Origin of the sequence: Sphingomonas sp. TX0543, assembly GCF_048565505.1 — a bacterium.
In the GTDB taxonomy this organism is placed as follows: Bacteria; Pseudomonadota; Alphaproteobacteria; order Sphingomonadales; family Sphingomonadaceae; genus Sphingomonas.
On the sequence record NZ_JBLZUS010000002.1, the window covers coordinates 238,040 to 253,588 of the forward strand.

Here is a 15,549-nt window from a genome sequence, read left to right on the forward strand (position 1 = left end):
GGCAATCAGGCGATGACGCTCACGGCGTTGACGTAGACCAGCAGGGCGGCGGTTGCGAAGGAAGCGAGGCCAAGGGCGAAAGGGCGGTACATGTCTGTCTCTCCGGGTGCGATTGCGACGACGGCGATCAGGCGATCGGCATCACGGGAACGGCGGCGCTGACCATCAGCGCGGCGACGAACAGGGCGCCGACGAGGCTGAACGCATAGTGGCGAGCGGTGATGAAACGGTCGGTCATGGCATCGGCTTTCTGCTGTGCCACCAGACTATCCGGTGGCGATGCTTGATACCTTGCAGAGGCCGTGCCAGTTTTATAACTGATTATTTATCAATGCCTTAGCTTGCGGGCCAGGCACAATCAGCCAAATACGCCACGAGATGTTGGCACTACGCACCAGCTTCCGGTGCGATTTCCACCCGATTTCGCCCGGCGCGCTTGGCGGCGTAGAGCGCCGCATCGGCGCGGCCGATCCCCGCCTCCTGCCGTTCGGACGCGAACACCCGCGCCACGCCTGCCGAGATCGTGATCGTGCCGATGAATGCGTCGGTCGATCGCAGCCGCAGCCGGCGCGCGCCGATCGCACTGCGCGCCCGCTCGACCAGCACGCGCGCCTCGTTCAGCTCAAGGCCGACGAACAATATCGCAAACTCTTCCCCGCCGAGCCGCGCGACCAGATGGCCCTCGCATTCGGTCGCCAGCGTATTCCCGATCGATTTCAGCACGCGATCACCGACTGCGTGGCCGAATTCGTCGTTGACCCGCTTGAAATGATCGACGTCACACACCGCGACAATCGCCGAGGTGCCGGGCGTCAGATTGGCATAGGCCTCATCGAAGGCGCGACGATTGGCCAGTTCGGTGAGCGGATCGCTGCGGGCATTGCCGCGCGCCACATCGAGCGCAGCACGCAATTCCTCGGTTTCGCGCGTCGCCACCGCCAGCCGGGCCTCGACCTGGCGAACGCGCTCGAGCATCGCGCCGGTCAGCCGCGCGATCTCGTCGATCCCGTCAGCCAGCGTGTCCTTGCGCATCGCCGCGGCGCTAGCGGCAATATCACGGCCGAAATCGACCGCCTCGCCGTGAATGGCGCGGACCGTATCGGCGAATCCATCCACCTGTTGCTGCGTGCGCGCGATGAGCGCATCGGCATCGGGCCCGGTCGCTGGCGGCGGCGACGCGACTCGCGGGGTATCGTGCACGAGTTCGACCGCGGGCCCGGTCACGGCCTCTCCGCCCAGCGAAACGATATCGTCCCGCGACAGCCGCACGCCGCCATCGGTCAACGCGGCGACGGCCCTTGCAAGAGCGCCGTTCGGATCGCTAAGCACGTGATAGGAAAAGGTATAATGCGCCGGCTCGGGACTTAGCCGGTGATCGGCCAGGAACAATCCGATCCGCTCAAACAGACCAAGCGGCGCACTGCCATCCTGCATCTGTCGCGCAGCAATGAACTCCACCGTCGACATCCCCCTGGATGGGCCACGGCTCGGCGATCACCGCGTGGCTTGCGTTGTTCAGAGGGGAGATATCCGCAAAGCGCTAAGAACTGGTGACCAGATATATTAGCGCGCGTTAAGTTTCCGCACCGCTTCCAGTGTGGAAGAGATGTGATCCGCCGGGTTCATATCACTATGGACGAAGGCGATCTTGCCGGTGCGATCGATAACGTAGCTGGTTCGATTGGTAACCTGCCGTCCGTTCACGCTTCGCGGCAGCGACACATCATATCCTTGAACGACGCGGGGCCCGGCACTGGCGACCGCAAACTTGCCCGCACATTCGGCGGACGAGAACTTCTGCAGGTCTTCCACCGTATCAGCCGACATGCCGATCACGGTCGCACCCGCCTTCTGGAAGGCGCCGATATTCTCAGCGAATGCCTTCGCTTCCGCGTTGCAACCGGGGGTGAAAGCGGCGGGGAAGAAATAGAGCACAACCGGGCCATGCCGCAGCTTTTCGGCGAGGCTGATCTGCACGACCTTGCCCGCGACGGCGCCGCGCGTGGTGAAATCGGGCGCCTTGGCGCCGGGTGCGAGGGTTGCGCCAGCCGTGGTTGCGAAGGCGGCGGTCGCGACGAACAACGGGAACAGGCGCATCGAAAGTCTCCTGATGGTCGCGCCATCCTAGCGCGATCGCGCGCGGTGCGATAGGCGGCTGTGCCATGCCTATCCGCCAAGCCGACATCGATCTCGCGCTTCGCCTCGCCGATGCGGCGGGCGAGGCGATCCGCCCGTATTTCCGCACCGAGCATGGCGTGGAGATCAAGGCCGATCACTCCCCCGTCACGCTTGCCGATCGCGCGGCGGAGGCGGCGATGCGCCGCATCCTCGACGCGGAGCGATCGGGCGACGGCATTGTCGGCGAGGAATATGGCATCAAGGAAGGCGTCACCACGCGCCAGTGGGTGCTTGATCCGATCGACGGGACGCGCAGCTTCACCGCCGGGCGCGCGATCTTCGGCACGCTGATCGCACTGGTCGAAGACGGGTGGCCGGTGCTGGGCATTATCGATCAGCCGGTGCAGCGCGAACGCTGGCTGGGCGCGGCCGGGCGGCCGACGACGCTGAACGGCCGCGAGATTCGCACGCGTTCCTGCGCCGCGCTGGAAGGCGCGCTGCTGGCGACCACCAGCCCGCACGCCTTCGGGGGGGAAGAGGCGGACGGTTTCCTCGCGCTCGTCGCTGCAGTTTCCGGCGGTCATGCCCGGCAGGGCCCGGTCTATGGCGGCGACTGCTACAATTACGGGCTGGTCGCCGCGGGGCATCTCGATCTGGTGTGCGAGGCGGGGCTGGCGCTCTACGATTTCGCCGCGCTGGTGCCGGTGGTGGAAGGCGCGGGCGGCCGCATGTGTGACTGGCATGGCGATCCCTTGACCGCCGCAAGCGGTGGGCAGGTGCTGGCGATTGGCGATCCGGCGCGGACTGACGATGTGCTGGAAGCGCTGCACGGCGAGGCGCATGGAGCGGCTCACGCACATTAGCGCGCGAGCCTGCCGGTCGGCCGCGCGCCCATCGCCCTGAAATTTTTGCATTATCGGCTGGTCATCCCCCCCGCGGGGGATTTCGCGACCGGGAACGGGTGATAGCGCCCCGACGACCGCAGGGGAGCGGTCTGAGTTTCCGGGAGTTGTATAAATGCGGTTTGCAATCATTTCTCTGGGCGTCGCCCTGGCCGCGGCGGCGTCGCCGGCGCTGGCGCAGGACGGCGACAACAAGGGCGTCTATCTCTCGCTCAACGCAGGCGTCGCCACGGTGTCCGATGTCCGCCTCACCTATTTCGATCAGGGCGGCACGTTCGGCGGCACCGGCGCGCAAGACACGATCGACTTCACCGGCGACGTGTCCAGCGCCTTCGCGTTCGGCGGCACGATCGGCTATGATTTCGGCCTGATCCGCACCGATCTTCAGATCGATTACAGCCGCAGCAAGGTGAAGAGCCTCACGTTGCGCCAGGTCAACGGGCAGAATGTGACGCTGACACCCGCCGACGGCGCCGATATCTGCGACTATCTCGAAACGGAGAATTGCACGGTCAATGGCAATACGATCGGCGGCGATGGCATGAAGCTGCGCCAGCTCAGCGCGCTGGCAAACATCTGGGTGGATATTCCCACCGGCGGCCGCGTCACGCCCTATGTCGGCGGTGGCGCCGGCATTGGCGGGTATGAGGTCGGCGGCGAGGGCAAGGCGCGCTTCGCGTGGCAGCTTGGCGCGGGCCTGGCGGTAGATCTGTCGCGCAATATCGCGCTGACCATCGATTATCGTCATCGCCAGATCAGCGGCGCCCGCATCGTGGATGAGGATTTCCCGAGCGCCGGCCTCAACATCGGCAAGGTGAAGACCAACACCTTCTCGGCGGGGCTCCGCTTCAACCTGTAATCCAGCCATCGGCGGCCGGGTGCACGGGCATGCGGCCGCCCCGGTCGGGGCCGCTTCAGTGAACGCGCCGGTCAGTCGCTTCCAGCATAGCGACGATATCCTCCGGATAGATCGTTTCGGGCCAGCCCGCGATCTCATCGCGCGCGAACCAGCGCCACTCGGTCATCACGCGCCGTTCCAGCGCGGTGTGGCGAGACGAATCGATCTCGCCGCCGTCGATCTCGACGCGGAACCAGCGCTCGTCGGCCACCACCTCGATGCGCTCGATCGTGAGGAATTCCACCGTGCGCTGCGCCACCTCCGGCCCGGGATCGGCATGGATACCGGTCTCCTCCAGCAGTTCGCGGCGCGCAGCCGCGGCGTAGCTTTCGCCGGGATCGACCGCGCCGCCGGGAGTGCACCAGAACGGCGGCCGCTCATCGCCCGTGTCGAACCGGAACAGCAGTACGCGCCGCCGAGCATCGACCAGCAGGATGCGCGCCGCCGGCCGTTGCGCTCTCACACCGCCTCGCCGGGCGCGATCGTGCGAAGGGCGAGCGCATGGACCCGATCGCGCAGCAGATCGGCGAGCGCCTGATTGACCAGCCGCTGCCGCGCGACGCGGGACTGGCCGGTGAACACGGCGCTTTCGATGACGACGCGGAAATGGCTCTCGCCCGAGCCGTCATCGCCGGCATGGCCGCGATGCTGAGCACTCTCGTTGATGGCCTCAAGCTGCGTCGGGGTGAGCGCTTCGGTGAGGCGGGCGGTGATTTCCCGGGCGACGGGGCCGGTGGCGATACTGGTCATCGTTCCTATATAGCCGGCTTTTTCGGGAAAGGCTCTGGGCAAGGTGCACGAACGAAAGGATCGGCCAAGTGCACGTTTTCACGGCCGGATCGCCGGAGACCGCCCCTGTGCCGCGCCGGGCTGCCCCGAGCCGGGCGAGTTTCGCGCGCCACCGCCGGAAGGCGCGCGCGGAGATCACGAAGGGCCGCCCGCCTTTCGCTGGTTCTGCCTCGATCACATCCGCGAGTTCAACGCGGGCTATAACTATTTCGATGGGATGAGCGCAGACGAGATACATGCCGCGCAACGCCCTATGGCGGGATGGGAGCGCGAGACGCGGGCGTTCGCGCATGCCGGCGCGGATCATCCGCCGCGCTGGGCCGATTTCGCCGATCCGCTCGATGCGATCAGCGCACGTTTCCGCCGCGAGAACATCGCCGGTCGCAAGGACGGCAAGCCGCTGTCAGGGCAGGATCGCGCCAGCCTGAAGGTGCTCGGGCTGGAGCCGGACGCGGACCGCCACGCGCTGCGAAGCCGCTATTCGGAGCTGGTGCGACGCTATCACCCAGACCGCAACGGCGGCGATCGCAGCCATGAGGAAAGGCTCACCAAGGTCATCGCGGCCTATCAGCACCTTCGCCGGGCGCCCGCCTTCGCCTGACCCGCGCGCGCCGTCGCATTGTCAGCCAGGCACAGCCGCGGGAGCGCCAATCGATCGAGGCCGTTTCGGTCCGCCAAAGTGCGTGCAGCGCTAATCCGCGATGTCGTGGGCAATCGCGCACTACGCTTCATCGCGCGGCGCGGCGTTGTTCGGATCGCAACATCGCGGGCGACGACACTTATGGCGATGCCCGCTACCCGCGGCGTGCCCGCTCGATGGTGGCGATATCGATCTTCGTCATCGTCATCATCGCCTCGAACACCCGCTTCGCGGCAGCCGGATCGCTGTCGCTCATCCCTTCCGTCAGCGCGCGGGGCGTGATCTGCCACGCATAACCCCATCGATCACGGCACCAGCCGCACCGGCTCTCCGCTCCGCCGTTGCTTGTGATCGCGTGCCAGTAACGATCGGTCTCTTCCTGAGTATCGGTGCAGACCTGGAAGCTGACGGCTTCGTTCGGCCTGAAGTTCGGGCCGCCGTTCAGCGCCATGAACGGCTGGCCCAGCAGCGTGAAGAGCACCGTGATCTCATTGCCCGCGCTGCCGCCGGGAAAATCCGACGGAGCCTTGTTCGCGTCGTCGAGATGGGTGTCAGGAAAGGTGTCGGCGTAGAATTCCGCCGCCTTCCGGCCCTCGCCATGATCGAACCACAAGCAGGTGCGCATCGTCGTCATGACTGGCTCCTTGGCGTGCGCGGCCCGACAAGGCCGATCTCAAAGCCATGCGAATCCGTGATCTTGGCCGAAAAATCACCGCCGGGTATCGGGTCCGGGCCTTGCAGCAATGCGCCACCGCGAGCCGTTGCGGCGGCGATCGCGGCATCGATAGCGGGGACATGGACATACCAAGTCCACCGCGCGGGAGCGCCGCTTCCGCTGCTCGACATCACCGCGCCGGGGCGGAAATCATCGCCTTTGCCGATGAAGGCATAGTCGCCCATATCGCCCATCGGCATCGCGCCCGCCTTCTCCCAGCCGAAGAGCTTGCCGTAAAAGGCGAATGCACCATCGGGATCAGGCGTGGCCAGTTCGATCCACACGCCATGGCCAATGCCCCCGGGCGCGCGGGCGAACGCGCGCGATTCCTCCGGGCTGGAGCCGGTCATCAGACTGAACGCAACGCCCTGCGGATCGGCGACGACGGCGAAGCGGCCCACGTGCGGTATATCCATCGGGCCGAAATGCACGGCGCCGCCCAGCTCCTTCACCCGCGCCGCCGCCGCATCGACATCGCCGGTGCCTAGATAGAGCGCCCAGCCGGGCATTCCTTCCGTGCCCGGCGGCGGTGTCATCATACCGGCGACCTGCTCGCCATCTGGCGCGGTCGCCAGGCGATAGCCGCCATGTTCGGCCAGCGGGGACGCGGCGATCGTCCAGCCCGCGACAGCGGCGTAGAACTCCTGCGATCCATCCTGATCCGGGGTGGTCAGTTCAAACCAGACGGGTGTGCCATCGGCATTGCTCATTGTCGCTATCCTCTCGAAATGTCGGTTCAGGCGAGTGTCGGCGCCACGACCTCATAGACCGGTCGGCGCTCCTCAGGCCGCCGCGGGGCGATCGAATGTGGCGAAATGATCGGCTATCGCCTTGCGGTGCGCTGGTCGCGCCTCGCCGCGCGCGACGTAAGACGCAAGGCGCGGGAAGCGCTCGAGCGTGGCGGTGTTGCGCAGGCCGCCCAGCACCGAAACCATCATCAGGTCGCCAACGGTGAAGACGTCCCCCTCAAGCCACCGCCGGTCGCCAAGCGCTTCTTCCAGATCGCGCAACCGGCCATCGAGATCGGCGACGACCTTGCCGTGGCGCATCTCCGACCACGGCTGGTCGGCCTCGAACAGATCGTTGACCGCAAGCGCCATCACCCATGGTTCGACGGAATTGAGCGCCGCGGTAAGCCATTGGATCGCGCGCGCACGGGCTACCGGATCGGTGGGGACCAGCTTCCCGGCCTTCTCGCAGATGTGCAGCACGATCGCACCGGATTCGAACATCTCCAGCGCGCCATCGCGATAGGCAGGCACCTGCCCGAACGGCTGGAGCCGCCGATGCTCGGGCGATTTGGCGTCGGCGATCAACACCGCCTCATACGGCTGGCCCACCTCCTCGCACGCCCAGCGCGGGCGAATATCGCGGACGAAGCCGCGCGCGAACTCCGGCACCCAGCCGAAGGTGATGATCTGTGGTATCCCAGCCATGTCCTCGCCCCCTGCAGTTGTGCCCTCGCCTCAGGCGTTCGCGTGCGTCGCCTGCTCGAAAGCCGCCATGTCCATGTACATCGGCTCGAAGGTGTGGCCGTCGAGATCCTCGATCGGGCGCGCATACATGAAGCCGAGATCCTGCTTTTCCCGTGCCTCACGCCCGCCGGCGGCGAGCGCGGCCTCGGCGAGCGCATCGACCTGCGCCCGACTGTCGAGCGACAAGGCGATCAGCGCGCCGCTCTGCGTTTTGGCATCGATGATCGTCTTGGTGGTGAAGGTGGAATAGAAGCCGTGATCGAGCAGCATGAACACGATCGTGTCGGACCATTCCATCGACGAAGCATGCTCGTTCGAGAACATCTCGTTCTTCCGCATGCCGATCGCCTCGTAGAAGGCGGTCGATTCCGCGACATTGGCAACCGGCAGATTGACGAAGATCATCTTTGTCATGGCAAACCATTCCTCTCCCGAATCGATGCTTGAGACTGTTGCGCGCGATAGTTATAAAAAACAACCATGAAGTTAGAAAAAGTGACTGATAGAGGTCGCGCCGCGACGAAGCGTTGGTATGACGATGCCTGCGGAACCGCGCTGGCGATGGAACTGATCGGGGAACGCTGGGCGCTGCTGATCGTGCGCGAACTGATATTCGGGCCGCGCCGGTTCGGTGAGCTTAAAGCGGCGCTGTCAGGGATCAGCGCCAACGTCCTGACGCAGCGGCTGGAGGGGCTGGAGAGCAGCCATGTGCTGAAGCGGCGCCGGTTGGCGCCACCGGTGAACGTGCAGGTCTATGAGCTCACCGAATGGGGATATGAGGCGGAGGCGGCGATCAAGGTGCTTGGCGCCTGGGCGGCACGATCGCCCGATCACGATCCGACGCTGCCGCTGTCGCCGGCATCAATGATGTCGTCGCTGCGCGCGATGATCGATGTGAAAAAGGCGCTGGCGCTGCCCGCCATGACGATCGGCTTCACCTTCGGCGCCGAATCGTTCATCGCGCGACTCGCCGGTGGCGATCTCCCGATCGCGCGCGGCGAGGCGGCGAGCGACGCGCATTTCGCCACCACGGCGCGGCTGATGGCCAATATCGTCTATGGCAAGTGGCCGATCGAGGAGGCGGAAGCGGAAGGCGCGCTGATCTTCACCGGGGATCGCGCTAAAGCGCGCGCTTTTATCGATCTCTTCGCGTTGCCGCCCAAGGCAAAGGTTGAATAAGCGCCACGCCCGCGACTAAGGCATGTGTGTTACTTCGCGAGGCGCGCATGACCGATATTCCGAACACCCAGCCAGACAGCCGCGAGACGACGATCCTCGACGCTCCCGACAAGATGGCCAGCGTCCGCGATCTGTTCGGCATCGACAGCGACATGCAATGCCCCGCCTTCAGCGAGGCGGATGAGCGGGTGCCGGATCTCGACCCCGCCTATGTCTTCGATCCCGATACGACGCTGGCGATCGTGGCGGGGTTCGCGCACAATCGGCGCGTGATGGTGCAAGGCTATCATGGCACCGGCAAGTCCAGCCATATCGAGCAGGTCGCCGCGCGACTGAAATGGCCGTGCATCCGCATCAATCTGGACGCGCACATCAGCCGCATCGATCTGGTCGGTCGCGATGCGATCGTGCTTCGCGACGGCCAGCAGGTGACGGAATTCCGCGAGGGGCTGTTGCCGTGGGCGCTACAGACGCCGACCGCGCTGGTGTTCGACGAATATGACGCCGGCCGCCCGGACGTGATGTTCGTGATCCAGCGCGTGCTGGAAACCGAGGGCAAGCTGACGCTGCTCGACCAGAACCGCGTGATCCGGCCAAATGCGTGGTTCCGCCTGTTCGCCACCGCCAATACCGTGGGGCTCGGCGATACCAGCGGCCTCTATCACGGCACCCAGCAGATCAATCAGGGGCAGATGGATCGCTGGAACATCGTGGTCACGCTGAACTATCTGCCCGCCGCGACCGAGGCGCAGATCGTGCTCGCCAAATCAGGTGAATATGACAAGCCAGAGGGCAAGAAGCTGGTCGAGAACATGGTCCGCGTCGCGGATCTGACGCGCAAGGGCTTCATCAACGGCGATATCTCGACGGTGATGAGCCCGCGCACCGTCATCACCTGGGCGCAGAACACGCTGATCTTCGGCGATGTCGGCTTCGCGTTCCGGCTGTCGTTCCTGAACAAGTGCGACGAGGCGGAACGGCCGCTGGTGGCGGAATATTATCAGCGCGTGTTCGGCAAGGACCTGCCCGAAAGCGTGGTGGGCAAGGCCTGACCGGCGCGCACGCGCATCCCGGCTGATAAAAGAAGGGGCGGTGCGCATGGCACCGCCCCTTCGTTCTTCGCGCTAACTGGACCGGTCAGGCGAAACGCACGCTCGTGTTGACGCGCTTGCGACGCATCGTCGCGCCGACTGCGCCAAAGCCCATGATCATCATGGCCCAGGTAGCAGGCTCCGGCACGGACGGATTAACCTGATTGCCCACATAGCCGATCAGGTTACGGGTCAGCGCCTGCGACTCCGCGTTCGCAGTGGTTTGCATGAAATTGACGTCGAAGATCGTCGTCAGCGCGCCCTTTTGCGCATTTGCCAGCGTGCCCACGCCAAAAGCGATGCCCGATCCGGCTGTGCCGGCCGCATTGGACGTGATCCACTGCCCGGTGCCCTTGCCGTCAAAGCCGCCAGCAGCCGAATATTGAATGGAGCTGACGGGATCCGGGCCGGTAAAGGGCGAAACCACGGTCTGGCCATCGCCCGGCGTCGTGAAGCCGATCGAGCCGCCGCCAGCAGCCGCTATCAGCGCCAGCACCGAGTCATTGCGCGTCATGAAGTAGGAATTCTCGCCCATGACGAACATGCCGCCCCCACCTTGCAGATAGGAGAGATATTCAGCCTGATCCGCGGAGGTCAGCGCCAGATTGTTCGAAAAGCGCAGATCCCACACCTGCGCATAGCCGGACAGCGAGACAGGGACGAGATCGGACACCGTCACCGTATTGCCGACAGCCGTCTGCAGCTGAGAAATCTGCTGGGTGATCGAGGCAGTGGTGCCGGTTTCGGAGGTTCCGCTTGAACCGTTGATGATGAGAATATTGCCGGCAAGGGCCGGCGTGGCGAGCGCTGTCGAGCATAACGCCAGCAGGATTTTCATTCCCAGTTTCATTATCGTGGTCCTCTGTTTTGAGATGTTGATCTAGCGAATCGAGGGCGACCTTTTATTTTTGCTGTTCATAAACGCTTCATTAACGAGTCGCAACGCGCGTATCCTGTTATTGAACGCCGGTTTCGGCCTGAATCAGGCTTAATCGTCCCAAAACGGCACCGCGTGCGGGCCAACGCATAGGGCCACGGTCCGGCGGCGGCCCGAGGCGTTTGAGGATTGCTGGCCTTTTGGGGTTGCGCGCCGGCCCTTTGTCGCCACAAAGACGAGCGATGACGCAGCAGACGCCGCTCGACCGGTTCAAGGAAGTGCTCGGCGGTACCGCGCGGGCGCTGGCGGACGAACCCGAAATCGAACTCGCCTTCACCGCCGACGCGCCAACACAATCGGGCAAGCACCTGAAGGTGCCGATGCCGGCCCGTGCTCTCCCCGCCGATCAGGTGGCCGAAGCGCGCGGCTTCGCGGATGGCTTCGCGCTGCGCCTGAAGCATCACGACGCGGCGCTGCATCTGCGCGCCGCGCCGCACGAGGCGGTGGCGCGCGGGGTGTTCGACGCGATCGAGACGGCGCGGGTCGAGGCGCTAGGCAGCCGCGGATATGCCGGGATCGCCGACAATCTTGCGGTCGCGCTCGATGTGCGGCTGCGCGCCGATCCGATCACCCGCGCGCGCACGCGAGAGGAAGTGCCGCTGTCCACCGCACTCGGCCTGCTGGTGCGCGAGAAACTCAGCGGGCGCGAATCGCCCGCAATTGCGGCGCCCGGCCTCGCGCTCGTGCGCGACTGGATCGACGAAAAGGCTGGAACAGATCTCGATTCGCTCGCGCTCGCGCTGGACGATCAACGGGCGTTTCAGGCAATCGTGCGCAAATTGCTCGAAGACCTCGAACTCGTCCAGGGCGACGAGCTGCCCGAGGATACTGAAGACGGCGAATCGGAAGAAGACGGCACCGACGACGAGCAAGGCGACGACGGCGAGGACGAGGAAGGCGAGAGCGGCCAGGGCGAAGCGCAGGTCGAAGCGCGCGGCGAGCAGCGCGATGCCGAGAATGAGGACGGCGAAGGCCAGGAAATGGGCGACGACGTTCAGGACATGGACGGCGAGCCGGGCGATGACGGTGAGGATGGGATGCAGCCGGTGCGCCCCAACCGGCCGTTTGCCGATCTCTCCCCGCAATTCGATTATCGGGTGTGGAGCACCGATTTCGACGAGGTGATCGCCGCAACCGATCTTTGCGATGCTGACGAACTGGTGCGGCTGCGCTCCTATCTCGACCAGCAGCTTGTCCATCTGCAATCGGTCGTGTCTAAGCTCGCCAACCGGCTCCAGCGCCGGCTGATGGCGCAGCAGAGCCGCTCGTGGGACTTCGACCAGGAGGAAGGGCTGCTCGATGCCGCCCGGCTGGCGCGCGTGGTGGTCAGCCCGGACATGTCGCTTTCATACAAGATCGAGCGCGACACCGAATTCCGCGATACGGTGGTTACGCTGCTGATCGACAATTCCGGATCGATGCGCGGCCGGCCGATCTCGATCGCCGCGATCTCCGCCGATATTCTCGCGCGCACGCTCGAACGATGCGGGGTGAAGACCGAGATACTGGGCTTTACGACGCGTGCCTGGAAGGGCGGGCAAAGTCGCGAGACGTGGCTCGCCGCCGGGCGACCGCCGCAGCCGGGGCGGCTCAACGATATCCGGCATATCGTCTACAAGAAGGCGGACGAGCCGTGGCGGCGCGCGCGCACCTCGCTCGGGCTGATGATGCGCGAGGGGCTGCTGAAGGAGAATATCGACGGCGAGGCGCTGATGTGGGCGCATGCGCGCCTGATCGCGCGACCGGAGGAACGGCGCATCCTGATGGTGATATCGGACGGCGCGCCCGTGGATGATTCGACCCTCAGCGTCAATTCCGGTTCCTATCTCGAGCGGCATCTTCGGCAGGTGATCGACTGGATAGAGAAGAAGTCATCGGTCGAGCTAGTGGCGATCGGCATCGGCCATGACGTGACCCGTTATTACAGCCGCGCCGTGACGATCATGGATGTCGACCAGCTCGGCGGCACGATCATCGAGCAGCTCGCCGCGCTGTTCGATACGCCGTGATCGCCCCGCCCCCCGGCGGCTTCGTTGGTCCGGTCAAGCGCTCGATCACCATTGCCGGGCATCAAACGTCTGTCAGTCTCGAACCACCGTTCTGGCGCGCGCTTGAGGCGGCGGCGGCAGCGCGTGCCCTGCCGCTGAGCGCGCTGGTGGCCCAGATCGATGCGTTGCGCATTGCGCAGGCCGATCCGCCCAATCTTGCGAGTGCCGTGCGCACATGGCTGTTCGGGACAGCTTGCGACAATAGTGAGAATATTTCGCAATAGCATTGACTATGCGAACTAGTCGCAATAGCGGTTTCTCCGAAGGGGAAGACCGTGGCTAACAAATCTGTTTCGTTTCTCGCGCTCTCATGCGTCGGTTTCATCGCCAGCGCGCCGTTGCCGGCCCATGCGGCCACACTCGCCAACAGCGCCGACGCGCCGGAGGCTGAAGGGGACGGCGCGAGCGTCCATCACACCGATGTGGTCGTCACCGGCGAGCGCGAACGCCGCGACGCCAATCCGAAGTTCGTCGCCCCGCCGGTCGATACGCCACGCTCGATAGTCGTGCTGCCGGCCGAGACGATCCAGCAGACCGGATCAGCAACGCTGGCCGATGCGCTCCGCACCGTGCCCGGCATCACCTTCGGCGCGGCGGAGGGCGGCAACCCGATCGGCGACCGGCCGTTCATCCGCGGCTTCGACAGCCAGGGCTCGACCTATGTCGATGGCGTGCGTGATTTCGCCGCGCAAAGCCGGGAGGTGTTCGCGGTTGATTCGATCCAGATCGTGCGCGGATCGGACACCACGCTCGGCGGTCGCGGGAACGCGGGCGGCACGATCAACATCATCTCCAAGACGCCGCAGAAGGAAAGCTTCGTGGCAGCCGCGGCGAGCTATGGCACTGCCGATTACAAGCGCTTCACCGCCGACGTGAACCAGCGCGTGACCGATCAGATCGCGGTGCGCGTTGAGGGTGTGTTCCACGATCAGGATGTCGCCGGCCGCGATGCCATCTGGCAACGGCGCTGGGGTGTCGCGCCCTCGATCACGATCGGCATCGATTCCCCGACGCGCCTCACCGTCGGCTATTATCACATGGAGAGCGAGGAACTGCCCGATGCGGGCATTCCGTATCTCTACACGATCGGGAACACGCCCAACCTTGGCTATTCCTATTCGGAGCCGGCGATCGGCCGCGTCACCACCGCCTCCGGCCAGACTGGCACCGTCGGCCGCGCGACATTCTACGGGCTGAAGGACCGCGACTTCCGCGACACCAGCATCGATCAGGCGACGATCCGCGCCGAGCATGATTTCGGCGGCATCACGCTGCGCAACACATCGCGCTTCACGCACAACTCGCAGGCGTACATCTACACCCAGCCGGATGACTCGCAGGGGAATGTTTATAACAGTGGGCAGGTGTGGCGTCGCGCCAACTCGCGCTACGGTTATGCGAATTCGGTGGTCAACCAGACCGACCTTTTCGGCAAGTTCGAAACCGGCGCCCTCAAGCACAGTTTCGCGATCGGCGCAGAGCTGGCGTGGGAGAAGGCACGGCGCGGCAGCTACGTGACGCGCGGACTGGTCAACGGATCGGGCAACGAAATATTCTCGAACGGCTCGACGATATCGCCACGCTGCGACGCCACGGCGGTGGCACGATACAATTGCACGAGCCTGTTCAGCCCGAACCCGAACGATCCGTGGGTGAACTACGCCAGCGACACATCGACCACACCGGCGGCGATCTCGCGCACATTGCCGATCGCGGAGACGCAGAACGACGCCAATACGATCGGCATCTACGGCTTCGATTCGATCCAGCTTGCCGACCCGCTGATCCTCAACGTCGGCCTGCGTTACGATCGTTTCCACTCCCGTATCCGCCCCGGCCAGCCAATCGCGGCGACGCGCGTGATCGAGTTCGAGCGCACCGACGAATTGTTCAACTGGCAGGCCGGGCTGGTGCTCAAGCCCACGAGAAACACCAGCATCTACGCCAGCTATGCCACCGCCGCGACACCGCCGAACAGTCTGCTGGGGGAAGGATCGGAAGGCAATGCGCTGCCGACCACGACGGCCACGGCGAATGTCCTCGCGGCACTCAAGCCGGAAAAGACCAGATCCTATGAGGTGGGCGCCAAGGCGGACGTGCTGGACGGCCGCCTGAGCCTGGCGGTCGCCGCGTTTCAGACGGACACGGACAATGCCCGCGTCACGGGCGACAACAACACCGTACAGTTCATCGGCAAACGACGCATTCGCGGCATCGAGCTGAGCGTCAATGGCACCATCCTGCCGGGCTGGACGATCTTCGGCGGCTACACTCATCTTGACCCGAAGATCATCGATGGCGGTTTCTCCGCGCTTACCGCGGCGGCCGTGGGCCCCCAGGCGGCCCGGACGGTGCTCGTGCCGTCCGTCAACAACGGGCGACAGGCACCGCAAACCGCGCGCGACAGCGTGTCGCTCTGGACCAATGTGACGCTGTTCGAGCGGCTCCAGATCGGCGGCGGCGCCTTCTATGTCAGCCGCGTCTTCGGCGGCTACGCCGATAACCGGATCGCCACGCAGGACGCGGCCGGCAATGTAACGATCACCCCGGCCACCAAGGTGATCGCGCGTACCATCCCCGCCTACACGCGGTTCGACGCGCGACTGGGATATGACATAACCGACAAGGTGAATCTCAGCGTCAACGTGCAGAATCTGACCGACAAGACCTATTTCACCCAGGCGTTTGCCTCGCATTATGCGACGATAGCGCCCGGGCGGTCGGCGTTCGCCACTCTATCGGTGCGTTACTGACCGG

The 15,549-nt window shown here is 64.9% G+C and carries 18 protein-coding genes; 8 read left to right on the forward strand and 10 right to left on the reverse strand.

The annotated features are described in order from the left end of the window. Window positions 1-127 precede the first annotated feature (127 nt). From ACM61V_RS01640 to ACM61V_RS01650, 3 genes are all read right to left on the reverse strand, one after another. Window positions 128-262 (reverse strand): hypothetical protein, encoded by a 135-nt coding sequence (locus ACM61V_RS01640; RefSeq protein WP_283214503.1) that lies wholly within the window; start codon window positions 260-262, stop codon window positions 128-130. A gap of 125 nt (window positions 263-387) precedes the next feature. Continuing rightward, window positions 388-1,458: a GGDEF domain-containing protein gene (locus ACM61V_RS01645; RefSeq protein ID WP_249341386.1), complete on the reverse strand. Its 1,071-nt coding sequence runs from the start codon at window positions 1,456-1,458 to the stop codon at window positions 388-390. A gap of 105 nt (window positions 1,459-1,563) precedes the next feature. Next, window positions 1,564-2,097, reverse strand: a complete 534-nt coding sequence (locus ACM61V_RS01650; protein WP_137785354.1) for a peroxiredoxin — start codon at window positions 2,095-2,097, stop codon at window positions 1,564-1,566. A 65-nt stretch (window positions 2,098-2,162) separates the two neighbouring features. Here ACM61V_RS01650 and ACM61V_RS01655 point away from each other — a divergent pair, with 65 nt between their 5' ends. Both ACM61V_RS01655 and ACM61V_RS01660 read left to right on the forward strand, forming a co-directional pair. Beyond that, on the forward strand, window positions 2,163-2,981 hold the full coding sequence (locus ACM61V_RS01655; RefSeq protein WP_137785355.1) for an inositol monophosphatase family protein: 819 nt from the start codon (window positions 2,163-2,165) through the stop codon (window positions 2,979-2,981). A gap of 154 nt (window positions 2,982-3,135) precedes the next feature. Beyond that, the gene (locus ACM61V_RS01660) at window positions 3,136-3,879 is read left to right on the forward strand and encodes an outer membrane protein (RefSeq protein ID WP_137785356.1); all 744 of its coding nucleotides are present in this window, start codon (window positions 3,136-3,138) and stop codon (window positions 3,877-3,879) included. Between the two features lie 55 nt (window positions 3,880-3,934). On the opposite strand, the gene ACM61V_RS01665 is transcribed toward ACM61V_RS01660, so the two are convergent. After that, a complete protein-coding gene (locus ACM61V_RS01665; protein ID WP_137785357.1) occupies window positions 3,935-4,381 on the reverse strand; it encodes an NUDIX hydrolase in 447 nt (148 codons plus the stop codon). After that, window positions 4,378-4,668, reverse strand: coding sequence for a BolA family protein (locus ACM61V_RS01670; protein WP_419713765.1), 291 nt, complete (start codon window positions 4,666-4,668; stop codon window positions 4,378-4,380). Before ACM61V_RS01670 ends, ACM61V_RS01665 begins: the two co-directional genes overlap by 4 nt. A 34-nt stretch (window positions 4,669-4,702) precedes the next feature. Between ACM61V_RS01670 and ACM61V_RS01675 the strand changes: the two genes are divergently transcribed. Then, window positions 4,703-5,308, forward strand: a complete 606-nt coding sequence (locus ACM61V_RS01675) for a J domain-containing protein (protein ID WP_137785359.1) — start codon at window positions 4,703-4,705, stop codon at window positions 5,306-5,308. A gap of 193 nt (window positions 5,309-5,501) precedes the next feature. On the opposite strand, the gene ACM61V_RS01680 is transcribed toward ACM61V_RS01675, so the two are convergent. The 4 genes from ACM61V_RS01680 to ACM61V_RS01695 form a co-directional block, all read right to left on the reverse strand. After that, window positions 5,502-5,981: a VOC family protein gene (locus ACM61V_RS01680; RefSeq protein ID WP_137785360.1), complete on the reverse strand. Its 480-nt coding sequence runs from the start codon at window positions 5,979-5,981 to the stop codon at window positions 5,502-5,504. Continuing rightward, the gene (locus ACM61V_RS01685) at window positions 5,978-6,772 is read right to left on the reverse strand and encodes a VOC family protein (RefSeq protein ID WP_137785361.1); all 795 of its coding nucleotides are present in this window, start codon (window positions 6,770-6,772) and stop codon (window positions 5,978-5,980) included. The genes ACM61V_RS01680 and ACM61V_RS01685 overlap by 4 nt, the downstream gene beginning before the upstream one ends. 72 nt (window positions 6,773-6,844) lie before the next feature. Further along, entirely contained in the window at window positions 6,845-7,498 is a 654-nt protein-coding gene (locus tag ACM61V_RS01690; protein ID WP_137785362.1) for a glutathione S-transferase family protein, read from the reverse strand. Between the two features lie 30 nt (window positions 7,499-7,528). After that, window positions 7,529-7,951, reverse strand: a complete 423-nt coding sequence (locus tag ACM61V_RS01695; RefSeq protein ID WP_137785363.1) for a VOC family protein — start codon at window positions 7,949-7,951, stop codon at window positions 7,529-7,531. Window positions 7,952-8,032: 81 nt separating this feature from the next. Here ACM61V_RS01695 and ACM61V_RS01700 point away from each other — a divergent pair, with 81 nt between their 5' ends. Together ACM61V_RS01700 and cobS are read left to right on the forward strand one after the other, a co-directional pair. Continuing rightward, window positions 8,033-8,716, forward strand: a complete 684-nt coding sequence (locus ACM61V_RS01700; protein ID WP_249341388.1) for a winged helix-turn-helix transcriptional regulator — start codon at window positions 8,033-8,035, stop codon at window positions 8,714-8,716. A 47-nt stretch (window positions 8,717-8,763) separates the two neighbouring features. Further along, window positions 8,764-9,768, forward strand: a complete 1,005-nt coding sequence (gene cobS, locus ACM61V_RS01705; RefSeq protein ID WP_137785365.1) for a cobaltochelatase subunit CobS — start codon at window positions 8,764-8,766, stop codon at window positions 9,766-9,768. Window positions 9,769-9,853: 85 nt separating this feature from the next. Here cobS and ACM61V_RS01710 read toward each other — a convergent pair whose 3' ends face one another. Then, on the reverse strand, window positions 9,854-10,645 hold the full coding sequence (locus ACM61V_RS01710; protein WP_137785560.1) for a PEPxxWA-CTERM sorting domain-containing protein: 792 nt from the start codon (window positions 10,643-10,645) through the stop codon (window positions 9,854-9,856). 281 nt (window positions 10,646-10,926) lie between these two features. Between ACM61V_RS01710 and cobT the strand changes: the two genes are divergently transcribed. The 3 genes from cobT to ACM61V_RS01725 are packed head-to-tail and all read left to right on the forward strand — an operon-like array spanning window position 10,927 to window position 15,545. After that, window positions 10,927-12,753, forward strand: a complete 1,827-nt coding sequence (gene cobT, locus ACM61V_RS01715) for a cobaltochelatase subunit CobT (protein ID WP_137785366.1) — start codon at window positions 10,927-10,929, stop codon at window positions 12,751-12,753. Then, entirely contained in the window at window positions 12,750-13,016 is a 267-nt protein-coding gene (locus ACM61V_RS01720; RefSeq protein ID WP_137785367.1) for a ribbon-helix-helix domain-containing protein, read from the forward strand. The genes cobT and ACM61V_RS01720 overlap by 4 nt, the downstream gene beginning before the upstream one ends. Before the next feature lie 51 nt (window positions 13,017-13,067). Continuing rightward, window positions 13,068-15,545, forward strand: coding sequence for a TonB-dependent receptor (locus ACM61V_RS01725; RefSeq protein WP_137785368.1), 2,478 nt, complete (start codon window positions 13,068-13,070; stop codon window positions 15,543-15,545). The last annotated feature ends 4 nt before the right edge of the window (window positions 15,546-15,549 follow it).